This window comes from Mycobacterium sp. 155 (genome assembly GCF_000373905.1).
Classification (GTDB): Bacteria; Actinomycetota; Actinomycetes; order Mycobacteriales; family Mycobacteriaceae; genus Mycobacterium.
This window is the reverse complement of record NZ_KB892705.1, coordinates 3,791,404-3,807,760: the sequence shown is the minus strand read 5'-3', so window position 1 is coordinate 3,807,760 and position 16,357 is coordinate 3,791,404. Positions and strand designations below refer to the sequence as shown.

The window sequence follows — 16,357 nt, the reverse complement described above, 5'->3', positions numbered from 1 at the left end:
GGGGTGTTTCCCTGCCGCCAGTTCGTATGCGGCGACCACACACCCGGCGTCATCACGTGTCATCGGGGCATGCACGGCGGCATCCGGGCGCTTGATCATGTTCGTCTTCGCGTACGGCTCACTGATGGCGCCTGAATCACTGCGCGGCACGCTTCCGGGAATCTCTCCGCCGACTTGTCTCCCCGCCCGCTGTGACGGGCATGTCCGGGCCTTCTCTGTGGCTTTCCCAAATGAGGGCAGTCAACGCGACAAGAGGTACCTGGATGCTGCTGGCGTTCGCCCACCCGTCGTCCTCTTCTGCGACATGCCTGAAGATGCCGGCCGATGGGTCAACGGCGTCTGCGTACCGATCGACGAAGCCGGCTTGGTTGCTCTCGACCAGCGCGAACTGCGCTACGCCCGCCATAACATCAGCGCGAAGGTCACCAGCTACGGATCTGCCGCAATACGTGGCCCCGTCGTCGCGTACATCGGGGCGGCACCGTTCGTTTCCCCGGAGAGCATCGAACGCGGAGTCGTCCATCACGAATACCTCCAACAGATCGATGAGGGGGCGAGGTTCTGGGATCAGACGTGTCCGGGCTTCTACGCCGACTTCCTCGCATCGACGATCCTGCCCCCTGCTTCCCGGATCATCGAACTGCGCAGGATCGATGCCCCCACCACACAGTCCGCTGACGACTACGAACTGTAATTTGTTGTGCCACAGGGAGTTGAGGGACTCTGGGATGACGTCCCGGCGATCGCACCCGGCTTTCAGCGCACCCACGTCGTCGCCGACTCCGGGCACTCGGTGCAGGACGATCAGCCGGCCAAGTTGGTGGAGATCCTGCGCGGGCTGATTCTTTGAGTAGGCTCGAAAAAGTGAGTCATCCCGTCCGCATTGGCGTCCAATTGCAGCCGCAGCACTCCCCCACATACGGCTATATCCGCGACGCGGTCCGTCGCTGTGAAGACATCGGCGTCGACATCGCATTCAACTGGGACCACTTCTTCCCGCTCTCCGGCGATCCTGACGGCGCGCACTACGAATGCTGGACGATGCTCGGTGCCTGGGCCGAGCAGACGTCGCGCATCGAGATCGGTGCGCTGGTCACCTGCAACTCCTACCGCAACCCTGAACTGCTCGCCGACATGGCCCGCACAGTGGACCACATCAGTGCTGGACGGCTCATCCTGGGCATCGGATCTGGTTGGAAACAAAGGGATTACGATGAGTACGGCTACGATTTCGGCACCGCGGGCAGTCGGCTCGACGACCTCGCCGCCGCACTCCCGCGGATCAGTGCCCGGCTGGCCAAACTCAACCCGGCTCCCACCCGCAAGATCCCGATCCTCATCGGCGGGCAGGGCGAGCGCAAGACCCTGCGGTTGGTCGCCGAGCACGCCGACCTGTGGCACGCGTTTGTCGACCGCAACACCTACCCGGCTAAGGCACAGGTGCTTCTCGAGCACTGCGAAAGCGTGGGCCGTGACCCGAAGACCGTCGTTCGTTCGGCCGCCGTACGGGACACCGGCGGGCTCGATGCCATGCTTGCCGAGGCCGACGTGCTCGCCGATCTCGGTGTCACGATCCTGACCATCGACGCCAACGGCCCGGATTACGACCTGACCGCGGCCGAGGCGCTGTGCCGGTGGCGAGACCGGCGCAACGCCGGCTGATACGGATTCCGTCGTCCATCCATCCGGGCTGACCGTCGCGGCGTATTCGGCGACTTGCAGTCGCCTTGAGCGGAACCCCACACCGCTGCGCGCGTGACCACTACGTTGCAACGATGAGCTTCAGACGGCTACTGGCGCTGATGGCATCGATCCTGATGGTCATGGGGTTGACGCTGGCGGGCCCGGCCCACGCTGACACCGACCAGTGCGCGCCGCCCGGGATCGACAGCGCCAGTGCGCTGCCGACCAACTTGGCCGCTGCCGCAACCGGTCCCGGCGCGGACAAATACACCACCGCGACGGTGCAGCCACTGGACACCGTCAAGGTGGACGACCTCGGGCTGGGAACCCCCGGTGTGCTGACCGTCGGCACGCTGTCGGACGCGCCGCCCAGCATCTGCATCAATGCCAAAGGGCAGTTCACCGGTTTCGACAACGAGTTGCTGCGGGCCGTCGCCGACAAGCTGGGCTTGAAGATCAACTTCGTCGGAACGGAGTTCTCCGGTCTGCTGGCCCAGACCGCGTCGCGACGCTTCGACGTCGCGTCGTCCTCGATCACCACCACCGATGCGCGAAGGCGCACTGTCGGATTCACCAACGGCTACGATTTCGGCTACTTCTCGCTCGTGGTGCCCACCGGGTCGCCGATCACCGGCTTCGGCAAGCTCGCACCGGGACAGCGCATCGGCGTAGTGCAGGGCACCGTGCAGGAGTCCTACGTCATCGACACCCTCCATTTGCAACCGGTGAAGTTCCCCGACTACGCCACCGTCTACGCGAGCCTCAAGACCCGTCAGATCGACGCCTGGGTCGCGCCCTCGCAGCAGGCATCGGGCACCGTCCAACCGGGTGATCCCGCCGAGATCATCGAAAACACGTTCAGCTTGGACAATTTCGTCGCGTGGGCGGTGGCCAAGGAGAATCGGCCACTGATCGACGCACTCAACTCCGGTCTCGACGCCGTGATCGCCGACGGCACCTGGGCCCGGCTGTACTCCGATTGGGTGCCCCGCGCTCTGCCGCCGGGTTGGAAGCCCGGCTCGAAGGCCGCTCCGGTACCGCAGCTGCCCGACTTCGCCGCGATCGCCGCGGCCCGCGAAAAACCTGTCAGCAACGGTGCGGTAGCACCGAAATCCACACTGTCGCAATTGGCCGCCTCGTTCCTGGACTGGGATCTCTACCGGCAGTCGATCCCCATCCTGTTCAAGACCGGCCTGCCCAACACCGTGATCCTGACCGTCTGCGCCAGCATCATCGGGCTCGTCCTCGGGATGGGTCTCGCGGTAGCCGGCATCTCGCGGTCACGATGGCTGCGCTGGCCGGCCCGCATCTACACCGACATCTTCCGCGGGCTACCCGAAGTGGTGATCATCCTGCTGATCGGGCTGGGTGTCGGGCCGGTGGTCGGCTCACTCACCGGCAACAACCCCTACCCGCTCGGCATTGCCGCCCTGGGATTGATGGCCGCGGCGTACATCGGGGAGATCTTCCGGTCCGGCATCCAGAGTGTCGAGGCCGGACAGCTGGAAGCGTCTCGCGCGCTGGGCTTCAGCTATTCCGCGTCGATGCGACTGGTGGTGATCCCGCAGGGGGTGCGGCGGGTACTGCCCGCGCTGATGAACCAGTTCATCTCTCTGCTGAAAGCCTCATCCCTGGTGTACTTCCTGGGCCTGGTGGCCAGCCAGCGCGAGCTGTTCCAGGTGGGTCGCGACCTCAACGCACAGACCGGCAACCTGTCCCCGTTGGTCGCGGCCGGTTTGTTCTACCTGCTGCTGACCATTCCGTTGACCCACCTGGTGAACTTCGTCGACAACCGGCTGCGCCGAGGTCGACCTGCCGCCGAGGAAGACCCGACGGCGTCCGTCGACCAGGAGATGATCTGATGCCGGCTGCTGAACCAGTCTCGTTGTCCGCCAAAGGAATCAAGCTCGCCTTTGGGCCGAACACCGTGTTGCGCGGGGTGGGTGTGGACGTTCCCGCCGGCACCACGACCGCCATCATCGGACCGTCCGGATCCGGCAAATCAACCTTGCTGCGAACCCTGAACCGGCTCTACGAGCCGGACGCGGGCGACATCCTGCTCGACGGCCGCTCGGTGCTGACCGACAACCCCGACCAGTTGCGCCAACGCATCGGCATGGTGTTCCAACAGTTCAACCTGTTCCCGCACCGCAGCGTGCTGGACAACGTGACACTGGGCCCACGCAAGCTGAAAAGGCTCGCCGACGACGAGGCGCGTGAGCTGGGCCTGGCCCAGCTGGACCGAGTCGGCCTGCGGCACAAGGCCGATGTCCGGCCCACCACGCTGTCCGGCGGGCAGCAGCAGCGGGTAGCCATCGCCCGGGCGCTGGCGATGGCGCCGCAGGTGATGTTCTTCGACGAGGCCACCTCGGCGCTGGATCCCGAACTGGTCAAAGGCATTCTGGCGTTGATGGCCGACCTGGCGGCTGACGGGATGACGATCGTGGCGGTCACCCATGAGATGGGCTTCGCCCAGTCGACCGCAGACACCGTGGTGTTCATGGATCACGGCGCGGTCGTCGAATCGGGCAGCCCGGACCACATCTTCTCCGCGGCCGAAACCGACCGGTTGCGGCGTTTCCTTTCCCAAGTGCTGTGAGGCCACGCGGACGAAACCGTGAGTTGACGCGCCAGTTGGCAAACCTCGCAAGGTGGCGTCGTGGCAGGTCCAGACAGGTTAGACTGGCGAACTATGGTGGAGACCGAATCCCAGGTCACCGAGCTGGCAGGGGAACTGCAGCGGGTGCTCTCCAAGGTGTTCTCGGTGCTGCGCCGCGGAGACACGCACAAGGGAACAGCCGGTGAGCTCACGCTGGCTCAGCTATCAATCTTGTTAACCCTGCTGGACCAGGGCCCGATCCGCATGACCGAACTCGCCGCCCGGGAACGGGTGCGCACCCCCACGACAACCGTCGCGATCCGGCGCCTGGAGAAGCTCGGCCTGGTCAAACGCTCACGCGATCCGTCCGACCTGCGGGCCGTTCTCGTCGACGTCACGCCGCGCGGGCTGGTCCAGCATCGGGAATCCCTCGCGGCGCGCCGCGCCGACCTTGCCAACCGACTTGCGCGGCTCAGCGACGAGGATCTGGAAACCCTGGCCAAGGCGATCGCACCGCTGGAGCGGCTCGCCGCGCAGGATCCCGACGACCAGGCCGGCGCGCACCACGACGGCAGCCCCGAAAGTGCTGACAACTCAGCAACAGCCGACTACCCCGACTGCGGCTGAGCCTGCTCAACCCAACCAATCAAGCACCGCGGCCGCGGTCCACGACTGCTGCATGCTGCCCAGCGGCTCACCGGTGAATGGTTCGTAGTACTCGGCAAAGGTGCCATCGCTGGCCTGCCGCAGCCCTTCCCGGCGTAAATCCAACGACCGCTCGGCCCAGCCGCGGCGGGCAAAGCACCACGAGAACAGCCAGGTCATCACCGGCCACACCGGCCCCCGCCAGTACTCCCTCGGCCGGAAGTCCCGTGACACCGGGGATGTCGACGGGATCAGCGCGTACCGCAGATCCGGATGCCCGCAGAAGCGTGGACCCTCCAACAGTCGCAGCAGGGCCCGTTCGCGCCCATGCGGCAAGCCGCCACAGAGCAGCGGCGCGAACTGGGCGACCGTCTCGGTAGCCACCCACCTTTTTGTCCGGACGTCGTAATCCCTTGCCGCACCGGAACGCTCGTCCGCAGTCTCGACCACACCGGTGCGGAACCGCTCAGCCCAGGAGTAAAGATCACGGACGTCGGCGTTGGGGCGCTTGTGCTCCTCTCCGATTTCGGCGAGCACCTGACAGGCCACCGAGAAGATCGCCGAGACGAACACGTCCTCGACCGCGAAGCTCATCACCTTCGGTAGCAGATGATCCTCGTAGCGCACCGATTTCATCTCCTCGAGCAACCACAGGTACCGGTCATACTCGAGGTCCGACGGCCGCTGGGTGGCGTCGGTGACGACGTTGTTGTCCTCCCGCTGGTATTCCGGGACGTTGCCGGGAACCACGTTGGCGTAGGCGGTGTCCCAGCGTGGCGAGTTGTCCATGCCGGACTCCCAGCCGTGATACAGGGTGATGCGGCCACGCCCGTTCTGGTCACGGTTCTCGGCGAGCCAGCGGTGCCAGCGCACCAGGTCCGCCCAGCGCCGGTCCAGGAACGAGGCGGCGATCGCTCGAGTGGACCGGCCCCGGATGCGGGCATGGTCGAGGATGCGCTGCACCGCAATGGCATGTACCGGCGGCTGGGTGATGCCCGACGTGTGCCGAGTGCGGGGTGCGTTCGGCGAAAGCGCCGCTGTGGCCCACCGCGCCGGACCTGGGAAGTAGCCGTCGACGCCGTTGGCGAACACGATGTGGGGAATCATGCCGTTGTGCCACTGCGCCGAGAGCAGGGTGTCCAGCTCCACCACGGCGCGCTCGACGCTCAACGGCGCCAGTCCGATCGCGACGAACGCCGCATCCCAGCTCCACATGTGCGGATACAGCAACGGCGCGGCCGTAGTCATGGCGCCGAGATCGTTGCCGCGCAGCAGATAAGCGGCGCGGGCAGCGAGTTGCGTGGGTGCGAAGCTGGGGTTCGGTGGCATCCGTACCATCATGCGACGCGCGCGCAGAACTCGCACGGCCAACCGCCAACGGCGACGTCTCAGTAGAGTTGCGGTCGTGCCCACCGCGTTGATCACCGGGGCCGGCGGCGGCATCGGCTCGGCCATCGCCGCTGCTCTCGCGCCCACCCACACCCTGCTCCTGGCCGGTCGACCGTCTGCCCGGCTGGACGCACTCGCCGAGCGCCTGGGCGCGCCGACCTGGCCACTGGACCTGGCCGATCCCGATTCGATCGAGGCCAGCTCCGAAGTGCTCTCAGAGCTCGACGTGCTGGTGCACAACGCCGGCGTGCTCTATCCGGGCCGGGTCGCCGAGTCCTCGGCCGAGCAATGGCGGGCCAGCTTCGAGATCAACGTCACCGGCGCAGTGGCGCTGACGCTCGCGCTGCTGCCGGCGCTGCGCGCGGTCCGCGGACACGTGGCGTTCATTAATTCCGGTGCGGGGCTGACGGTTTCACCCGGTATGGCGTCATATTCAGCGAGCAAGTTCGCGCTGCGGGCGTTCGCCGACTCGCTGCGGGCCGATGAGCCGTCGCTGCGCGTGACATCGATCTTCCCCGGCCGCACCGACTCCGACATGCAGCGTGAGCTCGTCGCCTACGAAGAACGCGACTATCACCCAGACCACTTTCTACGCCCGGAAACCGTCGCGGGCCTCGTCGTCACGGCCCTCACCACCCCGCCCGACGGCCACGTGCACGAGATCGTGGTGCGGCCGGGGTGATTTGTGTGCGTTCAGCGGCGGTCAGCGCCGGTGAACGCACACAAATCACTCAGATGACGAGGTTGACCAGCCGCCCGGGGACGACGATGACCTTCTTGGGTGTCTTCCCGTCCAGGAAGGCCTGCACCTTCTCGTCGGCCAGTGCTGTGGCCTGAAGGACAGCAGCATCTGCGTTCGCGGCGACGGTGACCTTGCCACGCACCTTGCCGTTGACCTGAACGGGCAGTTCCACAGTGTCGTCGACCAGGTAGGCCGGGTCAGCCACCGGGAACGGCCCGTGCGCCAACGCCGTGTCGTGGCCGAGCCGCTTCCAGAGCTCCTCGGCCAGATGCGGCGCGAGCGGCGCCACCATCAGCACCAATGGCTCGAGCGCGGCGCGCGACGACACGCCTTCCTTGGTGAGGTGGTTGGTGTACTCGATCAGCTTGGCGACGGCAGTGTTGTTGCGCAGTGCCGCATAGTCTTCGGTCACCCCGGCGATGGTCTTGTGGAGTGCGCGCAAGGTTTCCTGGGAGAGCGCCTCGTGCTCGGCAACACGTTGAGCGCCGGTGGTCTCGTCGATCACCGCACGCCAGACCCGCTGCAGGAACCGGTGGGAGCCGACGACGTCCTTGGTCGCCCACGGGCGCGATGCCTCCAGCGGGCCCATCGACATCTCGTACACGCGCAGGGTGTCCGCCCCGTACTCGTCACAGATCTCGTCGGGCGACACCGAGTTCTTCAGGCTCTTGCCGATCTTGCCGAACTCCTGGTTGACCTCGGCGTCCTCGTAGAAGAACTTGCCGTCGCGTTCGACGACCTCGGCGGCCGGTACATAGCTACCCCGGGAATCGGTGTAGGCGAAAGCCTGGATGTAACCCTGGTTGACCAGGCGCCGGTACGGTTCGCGCGAGGTCACATAGCCCAGGTCGTAGAGCACCTTGTGCCAGAACCGCGAGTACAGCAGGTGCAGCACCGCGTGCTCGACACCGCCGACGTACAGATCCACCCCACCTGGATCGTCCGCGCCGTGCAGTTCGGGCCGCGGGCCCATCCAGTAGGCCTCGTTCTCCTTGTCGCAGAACTCTTCCGAGTTGTGCGGGTCGGCGTACCGCAGCTCATACCATGAGCTGCCTGCCCACTGGGGCATCACGTTGGTGTCACGGGTGTAGCTCTGCAAGCCGTCGCCGAGGTCCAGTTCGACATGCACCCAGTCGGTGGCCTTGTTCAGCGGCGGGGACGGTTCACTGTCGGCGTCGTCCGGATCGAACAAAACCGGCGAATAGTCGCGCACATCCGGAAGTTCGACCGGCAGAGTGGATTCCGGTAACGGGTGGGCCTGACCATCGGCGTCGTAGACGATGGGGAACGGCTCACCCCAATACCGCTGTCGCGCGAACAGCCAGTCCCGCAGCTTGTATTCGATGCGGGCCTGCCCGCGGCCGTCGGCCTGCAACCGGCTGACGATCGCGTCCTTCGCGTCGGCCACCGACATGCCGTTCAGATAGTCGGAGTTGACCAGTTTCCCGTCACCGCTGTATGCGCCTTGCGAGATATCGCCGCCCGCAACCACTTCCACAATCGGCAGGCCGAACTCTCCTGCGAAGTCCCAGTCGCGCTGGTCGCCGCCGGGCACCGCCATGATGGCCCCGGTGCCGTAGCCGATCAGCACATAGTCAGCGATGAAGATCGGAATCTGGTGATCGTTGACCGGGTTGGTGGCGTAGGCCCCGAGGAACACGCCGGTCTTGGTCTTGTTCTCCTGGCGTTCCAGATCGGATTTCGCGGCGATCGCGCTCCGGTATGTGGACACCGCCTCGCCGGGCGTGGCCGCACCGTAGGTCCACCGGCTATCGACGCCGTCGGGCCAGGACGCCGCGGTGAGCTTTTCGACCAGCGGATGTTCGGGTGCCAGCACCATGTAGGTCGCGCCGAACAGTGTGTCGGGACGGGTGGTGAACACCTCGATGTCGCCGGCGTGGGTCGCGAAGTGCACCTGCGCACCGATCGAGCGCCCGATCCAGTTGCGCTGCATGGTCTTGACCTTGTCCGGCCAATCCAGCACGTCGAGATCCTCGAGCAACCGGTCGGAGTAGGCGGTGATCCGCATCATCCACTGCCGCAACCGCTTGCGGAACACCGGGAAATTGCCGCGGTCACTGCGGCCGTCGGAGGTGACCTCCTCGTTGGCCAGCACGGTGCCCAGACCCGGGCACCAATTCACCATCGAATCCGCGCGATAGACCAGCCGATGGGAGTCGATAACCGTCGCGCGTTCGGCCGCGCTCAGCAACGACCACGCCCGACCGTCATCGAGAGAACGTGTGCCCGAGGCGAATTCGGCCTCCAGCTCGGCGATCGGCCGGGCCTTGTTCTGCTCCGGATCGAACCAGGCATTGTAGATCTGCAGGAAGATCCACTGAGTCCACTTGTAGAAGTCGACATCGGTGGTTGCGAAGCTGCGGCGTGCGTCATGCCCCAACCCCAGCCGACCCAACTGGCGCCGGAAGTTGACGATGTTGGCCTCGGTCCTGGTCCGCGGATGGGTCCCGGTCTGCACCGCATACTGCTCGGCGGGCAAGCCGAACGCGTCGAAGCCCAAGGCGTGCAGGACGTTACGACCCGTCATCCGGTAATAGCGGGCGTAGACGTCGGTGGCGATGTAGCCGAGCGGATGACCGACGTGCAAACCTTCCCCCGACGGATACGGGAACATGTCCTGGACGAACATCTTGTCGGCAGGGACCGCGGCACCGTCCGGGGGTGCCAGCGTGCCGACCGGGTTGGCAACGTTGAACGTGCCTCGCTCTGCCCAGGTCTGCTGCCAGGCCTGCTCGATCTCCCCGGCCAGCTCCGCGGTGTAGCGGTGCCGCGGAGTGTCTTCTTCCAGACGCGAGGCGTCTGCACCTGACTGCGTGGTCGCGGGTTCGGTCACGCCAAACAGGGTATAAGGCGACCGCTGCCGGACCGAAATGCCAGCTGACCTGCCGTGAGGCCCGCTCCGAGGGCACGGCTTGGTATCGGTTGCATCGCAGCCGGATCAGGGGTTGATCCCAGGTCGGTTGAGTACCTGGTGGCAAACGCGGTCACCTGGATACAGTCGGCGCCTACGTGCGGAAAAGGACATTGTCTGCGGAAAGGACGGTGTCCGCCGGCACCACTGGGAAGGACCGAGGAATGATCGAGATCGCCCGCCGCTGGCGGGTTCTAGCAGCTGGACTGGCCGCGGGGATGGCCGGTGTCATCGGCGTGGCGGGACCGACTGCCTCGGCCGAGCCACTCCTCCCGCTACCTCCCACTCCGGGCCCTGCCACCGTGACCCAACCCATGACCGTCGCGGCCACGCCGGCAGCGGTCGCCGGCCCACTCGCGCCAGGCGTCGCAGCCCCGGGTGTCGCAGCCACCGCCATACCCGCCGCGGCACCCGTGCCCGTCGCACCTGCCATCGTGCCGGCCACCTCGGGCACCATCGCCGACTATCTCGGGAGCAAAGGCGTCAAACTCGAACCCCAGGTGAGCCACAACTTCACCGCACTGAGCATCGTGTTGCCGATGCCAGCGGGCTGGTCCACGGTGCCCGACCCCAACGTCCCGGACGCCTTCGCGGTGATCGCCAACCGCTCCAGCACCGACCTGTACACCCCGAACGCCCAGGTGGTGGTCTACAAACTCATCGGTAACTTCGACCCCGTCGAAGCGATCAGCCACGGCTACATCGACAGCCTGCAGCAGATGGGCTGGCAGACCACCGACATGGCAATGGGCGATTTCAACGGCTTCCCGTCGTCGTTCATCGAAGGCAGCTACCGGGCGGACAGCCAGACGCTGAACACCTCGCGCCGGCACGTCATCGCGACCGTCGGGCCCGACCGCTACCTGGTGTCACTGTCGGTCAACTCGGGAGCTGCGAGCCAGGGCGTGTCGGCAGCCGCCGATGCCACCGACGCGATCGTGTCGGGGTTCAAGGTGAGCGCGCCTACCGCCGGCGTCCCAGCCCCGCCCGCACCCCCGGCTGCGGGTTTGCCCGCGCCCGCGAGGCCCGTCGCGCCGGCAGCCGCGGCGGGTTTGCCGCAGCTCCTAGGCCTACACGGCTAAGCTCCGCCCAGCAGAACCCGATCTGACAACATGCCCGTCCAGCTCGTATTGTGTGGCCCATGCTGATCGCCGCGCTGCTGTGCCTGAGCGTCGCCGTGATCGTCGGAATCCTGGGCCTGTGGTCATTGACCAGGCCACAGTCCGGCGATCCGGTCCGCACCGTGCTACGAGCCGTGGCCCCCACCCAGCTTGCCGCGGCCGTGATGCTGGCAGCCGGCGGCGTCGCGGCGCTGTCCGCTCAGCCGCGGACCGGCGTGGTCGTGGTGACGGTCTGCGTCATCGGTGCGATCACCACAGTGGCGGCCGGCTGCTGGCAGAGCGCCAAGGTCGTCGCCCGCGCCGAGGCGGCGACACCGGTCGGTGGCGGATGCACCGGTTCGTGCGCCAGCTGCACCTTGTCGTGTAACTGACCGGACGACCGTCAGTTACGGCTGGTGTCGATCGGGTGAGTCGCCAGTAGCGATGTCGGCAACGGCTGACGCCGCAGCACCCGGCCCCACAAATCGATCCGAGGTTCGATCAGCACATCGGACGGCAACGCTGAGAGCACGATCCAGTCGTCGCGCTCGATCTCGCCGTCGAGCTGCCCGATGGTCCACCCGGAATACCCGGCGAAGATCCTGACGCCTTCGAGTGTCGGGGCGAGTGTGTCCGGATCCGCGTCGAGGTCGACCATGACGATGCGGCCCTGCACATGCCGCAACCCGGGCACCCCGTCGGCTTGCACGCCCACGCGCAGCAGTGCAAGACAGAGCGCGGAATCCCGCTTCACCGGACCGCCGATGAACATGGTCTTGGGTTTGGCGGCAAGCTTGGCCCACTGCGGCAGCACGTTGTAGACCGCGGTTTCGCTCGGCCGATTCAGCACCACACCCAGCGTCCCACCGGCGTTGTGCTCGACGACGTAGATGACGCTGCGACGAAACGTCGGCTCCAACAGATCGGTATTGGCCAGCAGGAGCGTCCCCGGTCGTACCCGGTGCGCCGCAGGCGCGACGAAGTCCTCCGGATCCTCTGACGGCGCCACCCGTCCATCATGGCACCAGCACCGCCGAGACGTGGCGAACAACCACGCGCGGTGCGCAATTTGTGATCGCGGAAGTTTGTACTGTGGAACAGGTCGCCGATCGTAGGCTGAACAGCCCCCGACACAACTCCCGACCAGAATGTGATTGCCGTGGTTGACGCTGCCGCCCCCAGGGCCCTATGGCGGTCTCTGCGCGGCATGACGGAGTTCCGCAAACTGCTGGAGTTGCGTGCGGTCAGCCAGTTCGGTGACGGGCTCTTCCAGGCCGGGCTGGCCGGCGCGATCCTGTTCAGCCAGGAACGGGCCGCCGGGCCGTGGCAGGTCGCCGGGTCGTTTGCCGTGACGTTCCTGCCGTACTCACTACTCGGGCCGTTCGCCGGCGCCCTGCTGGACCGCTGGGACCGCCGGTTGGTGCTGGTCGGCGCGAACCTGGGCCGGCTGCTGGTGGTGCTGCTCACCGGTGTGCTGCTGGCCTACAGCGCCGGGGATGTGGCGGTTCTGCTCGCCGCGCTGATCGTCAACGGGCTGACCCGGTTCGTCTCATCGGGCCTGTCGGCGTCGCTACCCGATGTGGTGCCCAGTGGCCAGGTCGTCACGATGAATTCGGTGGCGACGGCCATCGGATCGGCGGCCGCGTTCTTCGGGGCCAATTTCATGCTGGTGCCACGGTGGCTGTTCGGCGCAAGCGATGCGGGCGCATCCGTGGTGATCTTCAGCGTGCTGGCCCCGGTCTCGTTGGCACTGTGGCTGTCGGTGCGGTTCGGGCCGCACGTGCTGGGCCCCCACGAGAGCAAACGCACCATCCACGGCTCAGCCGCCTACGCGGTGGCCACCGGGTGGGTGCACGGTGCGCGCACAGTGGCATCCGTGCCAACCGTCGCGGGCACGCTCGCCGGGCTGGCCGCACACCGGATGGCCTTCGGTATCAACACCCTGCTGGTGCTGGTGATCGTGCGGCACACCGACACGCCCACGCATGTTGCCGGTTTCGGCCTGGGTACCGCAGTGCTGTTTCTCGCAGCCACCGGCTCGGGCGCGTTCCTCGCCACGGTGGCCGCGCCTGCGATGATCGCCCGCTTCGGTCGGTACGCCACCGCCAACGGGGCACTGGCATTCGCCGCCGTCGCCCAGCTCTCCGCGATCGGATTACACCTGCCGGTGATGCTCACCTGCGGGTTCCTGCTCGGCGCCGCCGGACAGCTGGTGAAGCTGTGCGCGGACTCCGCCATGCAGCTCGACGTCGACGACGCCCTGCGCGGACATGTCTTCACCGTGCAAGACGCGTTGTTCTGGATCTCGTTCATCGCGGCCACCTCGGTGGCGGCGGCGGTCATTCCCACCGACGGAAAGTCGCCCGCACTGGTGGTGGCCGGCTCGGTGATCTACCTGGCGGGGTTGGGCATCCACGCCACGATGGCTTCGCCACGACGCACCTGAGACCGCTCTACGCTGACCAGCATGTCGACAGCAGAGCCGATCGTGGCCGATCTTCGTGCCGAAAGCGACGAACTCGACGCGCTCGTCGCCGATCTGCCCGCCGAACAGTGGGCCACCGAAACTCCGGCCGCCGGCTGGACCATCGCCCATCAGATCGCACACTTGCTGTGGACCGACCGAGTCGCGCTGGTCTCCGTCACAGACGAGACGGGGTTCGCCGACGTCGTAGCCGAGGCCATGAAGAACCCCACGGGCTTCGTCGACGCCGCCGCCGAGAATGTTGCGGCCACCCCGCCCGCCGAGCTGCTCGCCGATTGGCGCCAGACCCGGGGCCGGTTGCACGACGCGCTGCTGACGGTCGCCGACGGCCGCAAGCTGCCGTGGTTCGGGCCACCGATGAGTGCGGCATCGATGGCCACGGCGCGGATGATGGAGACGTGGGCGCACGGACTCGATGTCGCCGACACCCTCGGGGTGCGCCGACCTGCCACCCCGCGCCTGCGCTCGGTCGCCCACATCGGCGTGCGCACACGCGATTTCGCGTTCGCCCTTCACGGGTTGTCTGCTCCCGCCGAGGCGTTTCGGGTGGAGTTGAAGGGTCCGGCGGCCAGCAGCGATACGACCGGGGGATCAGCGGAGGGCGGTGACCTGTGGACCTGGGGTCCCGAGGATGCCACGCAGCGCGTGACGGGTTCGGCTGAGGATTTCTGCCTGCTGGTCACCCAGCGTCGCCCACTGGCCGGGCTCGACGTGACCGCCGTGGGTGCCGACGCCGAGAAGTGGCTGACCATCGCCCAAGCCTTCGCGGGCCCGCCGGGGACCGGGCGGGGCTGAATCAATGGCCAGCCGTCGTGCCGGCCGAATCGGCGAGCCCATCGCCGTCGGAGTCGGTCAATATGAGGTCCCACCGGCCGTCACCGTCGGTGTCGACATAAGCCCGGTCGCCCGCCAGCACACGGTCGGCCAGCCCGTCACCATCGACGTCGAGTAGCTGATCGTCAGCCGAACCGTCGCCGGAAAAGTCGACCAGCGGTCCACCGGGTTGGGCGACTTCCACACCGTCCAGCCCGAACCACCGCACCTGCCCGCCGCGATCCACTCGCAGTGCCCAGGTGCCCGAACCGTCGTCGGTGAAATAGCTCTCGGCCCGGCCGTCGTCGTCGACGTCGAGCACCGCATGCTCGGCGATGCCGTCGCCGTCCAGGTCGGCCATCACATCGTCGAGTCGCCCGTCACCGTCGAAATCCAGGCCCACGCCGTCCGGTGTGCCGTCCGCGTCGAGGTCGACGTCGGGCACTGCACTCCACATGGTCGCCGAACCGTCGGTATCGCCAAGGCAGTAGTCCATGACTGATCAGACGCACGGTTACGCCTGGGCGTTCCACCATTCCTGCAGAGCGGCGATGGCCTCGTCGTGCTCCAGCGGGCCGCGCTCCAGGCGCAGCTCCTTGAGGTAGCGCCACGCCTCGCCCACCTGGGGCCCGGCCGGGATACCGAGGATCGTCATGATCTCGTTGCCGTCGAGATCCGGCCGCACCCGCTGCAGGTCCTCCTTGGCGGCCAGTTCGGCGATCCGCGTCTCCAGGTCGTCGTAGCTGGCCTGCAGCCGCGTGGCCCGACGCTTGTTGCGAGTGGTGCAGTCGGCACGCACCAGCTTGTGCAACCGCTCCAGCAGCGGCCCGGCGTCGGTGACGTAACGGCGTACGGCCGAATCGGTCCACTTGCCCTCGCCGTACCCGTGGAACCGAAGGTGCAGGTAGACCAGCTGGGACACGTCGTCGACCATCTGCTTGGAGTACTTCAGCGCACGCATGCGCTTGCGGACCATCTTGGCCCCCACCACCTCGTGGTGGTGAAAGCTGACGCCGCCGTCGGACTCGTGCTTGCGCGTCGCGGGCTTACCGATGTCATGCAGCAGGGCCGCCCAGCGCAGCACTAGATCAGGACCTCCAGGACCCTCTAGATCCACGGCCTGGCGCAGCACGGTCAGCGAATGCCAGTACACGTCCTTGTGCTGGTGGTGTTCGTCGATGGCCATCCGCATGTCGCCGACCTCCGGCAGCACCACAGCGCCGAGCCCGGTCTGCACCATCAAATCGACGCCCGCGACAGGGTCCATGCCCAGCAGCAGCTTGTCCAACTCTGCGGCCACCCGCTCGACCGTGATCCGGCCGAGTTGGGGCGCCATCTCCAAAAGCGCCTCAAGTACCCGCGGCGCGATCGTGAACCCGAGTTGTGAGACGAACCGGGCGGCCCGCAGCATCCGCAGCGGATCGTCGCCGAAGGACACCTGCGGGGTCGACGGGGTGTCGAGCACCTTGGCTTGCAGCGCCGCCAAACCACCCAGCGGATCGCAGAACTCACCGGGACCTTCAGGCGTGATGCGCACAGCCATGGCGTTGACGGTGAAGTCGCGGCGCACCAGATCGTCATCGAGTGTGTCGCCGAACTCGACCGTGGGGTTACGGGTCACCTGGTCATAGCTGTCGGCGCGGAACGTCGTGATCTCCACCCGCTGACCGGCCCGGGCCGCACCGATGGTGCCGAATTCGATTCCGGTATCCCACAGTCCGTCAGCCCAGCCGCGCAGCAGCTTCTGCACCGCCTCCGGCCGGGCGTCGGTGGTGAAGTCCAGATCGGCGCCCAGCCGGCCCAGCAACGCGTCGCGCACGCTGCCGCCCACGAGGTAGAGCTCGTGGCCCTCGGCAGCGAACAGCTGGCCCAGCCCGCGCAGCAGTTCACCGTGCCGGTTCAGCGCGACGAGTGCGCGGGCCAGCAGTTCGGCGTCATCGGCTGAAGCATCGGACACGTTCGGAGAGCC

General features: G+C 66.8%; 15 protein-coding genes and 1 pseudogene. 11 read left to right on the top strand and 5 right to left on the bottom strand.

Annotated features, from left to right (window positions below):
• The first annotated feature begins 304 nt into the window (after positions 1-304).
• The 6 genes and pseudogenes from B133_RS0118070 to B133_RS0118045 all read left to right on the top strand — a co-directional run bounded on the left by B133_RS0118070 (position 305) and on the right by B133_RS0118045 (position 4,909).
• Positions 305-694 (top strand): hypothetical protein, encoded by a 390-nt coding sequence (locus B133_RS0118070; RefSeq protein ID WP_018603049.1) that lies wholly within the window; start codon positions 305-307, stop codon positions 692-694.
• A gap of 15 nt (positions 695-709) precedes the next feature.
• A pseudogene (locus tag B133_RS24500) lies at positions 710-850 on the top strand (alpha/beta hydrolase); the annotation flags it as partial.
• A 14-nt stretch (positions 851-864) separates the two neighbouring features.
• Positions 865-1,662: an LLM class F420-dependent oxidoreductase gene (locus tag B133_RS0118060; RefSeq protein ID WP_018603046.1), complete on the top strand. Its 798-nt coding sequence runs from the start codon at positions 865-867 to the stop codon at positions 1,660-1,662.
• 113 nt (positions 1,663-1,775) lie between these two features.
• Positions 1,776-3,545 carry an ABC transporter substrate-binding protein/permease gene (locus B133_RS0118055; RefSeq protein WP_026256576.1) on the top strand — a complete coding sequence of 590 codons (1,770 nt, stop codon included), beginning with the start codon at positions 1,776-1,778 and terminating at the stop codon, positions 3,543-3,545.
• Positions 3,545-4,282 carry an amino acid ABC transporter ATP-binding protein gene (locus B133_RS0118050; protein WP_018603044.1) on the top strand — a complete coding sequence of 246 codons (738 nt, stop codon included), beginning with the start codon at positions 3,545-3,547 and terminating at the stop codon, positions 4,280-4,282. Before B133_RS0118055 ends, B133_RS0118050 begins: the two co-directional genes overlap by 1 nt.
• A 93-nt stretch (positions 4,283-4,375) precedes the next feature.
• Complete coding sequence (locus B133_RS0118045) at positions 4,376-4,909, top strand: MarR family winged helix-turn-helix transcriptional regulator (RefSeq protein ID WP_018603043.1); 534 nt, start codon at positions 4,376-4,378, stop codon at positions 4,907-4,909.
• Between the two features lie 6 nt (positions 4,910-4,915).
• Here B133_RS0118045 and B133_RS0118040 read toward each other — a convergent pair whose 3' ends face one another.
• On the bottom strand, positions 4,916-6,256 hold the full coding sequence (locus B133_RS0118040) for an amylo-alpha-1,6-glucosidase (protein ID WP_026256575.1): 1,341 nt from the start codon (positions 6,254-6,256) through the stop codon (positions 4,916-4,918).
• Between the two features lie 76 nt (positions 6,257-6,332).
• Between B133_RS0118040 and B133_RS0118035 the strand changes: the two genes are divergently transcribed.
• On the top strand, positions 6,333-6,998 hold the full coding sequence (locus B133_RS0118035) for an SDR family oxidoreductase (protein ID WP_018603039.1): 666 nt from the start codon (positions 6,333-6,335) through the stop codon (positions 6,996-6,998).
• A 49-nt stretch (positions 6,999-7,047) separates the two neighbouring features.
• Here the strand turns inward: B133_RS0118035 and leuS are convergent, their stop codons facing one another.
• A complete protein-coding gene (gene leuS / locus B133_RS0118030; RefSeq protein ID WP_018603037.1) occupies positions 7,048-9,912 on the bottom strand; it encodes a leucine--tRNA ligase in 2,865 nt (954 codons plus the stop codon).
• Between the two features lie 242 nt (positions 9,913-10,154).
• Here leuS and B133_RS0118025 point away from each other — a divergent pair, with 242 nt between their 5' ends.
• Both B133_RS0118025 and B133_RS0118020 read left to right on the top strand, forming a co-directional pair.
• The gene (locus tag B133_RS0118025; protein WP_018603036.1) at positions 10,155-11,072 is read left to right on the top strand and encodes an LpqN/LpqT family lipoprotein; all 918 of its coding nucleotides are present in this window, start codon (positions 10,155-10,157) and stop codon (positions 11,070-11,072) included.
• 59 nt (positions 11,073-11,131) lie between these two features.
• The gene (locus tag B133_RS0118020) at positions 11,132-11,482 is read left to right on the top strand and encodes a hypothetical protein (RefSeq protein ID WP_018603034.1); all 351 of its coding nucleotides are present in this window, start codon (positions 11,132-11,134) and stop codon (positions 11,480-11,482) included.
• An 11-nt stretch (positions 11,483-11,493) separates the two neighbouring features.
• Here B133_RS0118020 and B133_RS0118015 read toward each other — a convergent pair whose 3' ends face one another.
• Positions 11,494-12,099: a YqgE/AlgH family protein gene (locus B133_RS0118015; protein WP_018603032.1), complete on the bottom strand. Its 606-nt coding sequence runs from the start codon at positions 12,097-12,099 to the stop codon at positions 11,494-11,496.
• Between the two features lie 150 nt (positions 12,100-12,249).
• On the opposite strand from B133_RS0118015, the gene B133_RS0118010 reads away from it, so the two are divergent.
• On the top strand, positions 12,250-13,536 hold the full coding sequence (locus B133_RS0118010; protein ID WP_026256574.1) for an MFS transporter: 1,287 nt from the start codon (positions 12,250-12,252) through the stop codon (positions 13,534-13,536).
• A 21-nt stretch (positions 13,537-13,557) separates the two neighbouring features.
• Entirely contained in the window at positions 13,558-14,370 is an 813-nt protein-coding gene (locus tag B133_RS0118005) for a TIGR03084 family metal-binding protein (RefSeq protein ID WP_018603028.1), read from the top strand.
• 1 nt (position 14,371) lies between these two features.
• Here the strand turns inward: B133_RS0118005 and B133_RS0118000 are convergent, their stop codons facing one another.
• Together B133_RS0118000 and B133_RS0117995 are read right to left on the bottom strand one after the other, a co-directional pair.
• Positions 14,372-14,884: a hypothetical protein gene (locus B133_RS0118000; RefSeq protein ID WP_018603027.1), complete on the bottom strand. Its 513-nt coding sequence runs from the start codon at positions 14,882-14,884 to the stop codon at positions 14,372-14,374.
• Between the two features lie 18 nt (positions 14,885-14,902).
• On the bottom strand, positions 14,903-16,345 hold the full coding sequence (locus B133_RS0117995; RefSeq protein WP_018603026.1) for a CCA tRNA nucleotidyltransferase: 1,443 nt from the start codon (positions 16,343-16,345) through the stop codon (positions 14,903-14,905).
• Between the last annotated feature and the right edge of the window lie 12 nt (positions 16,346-16,357).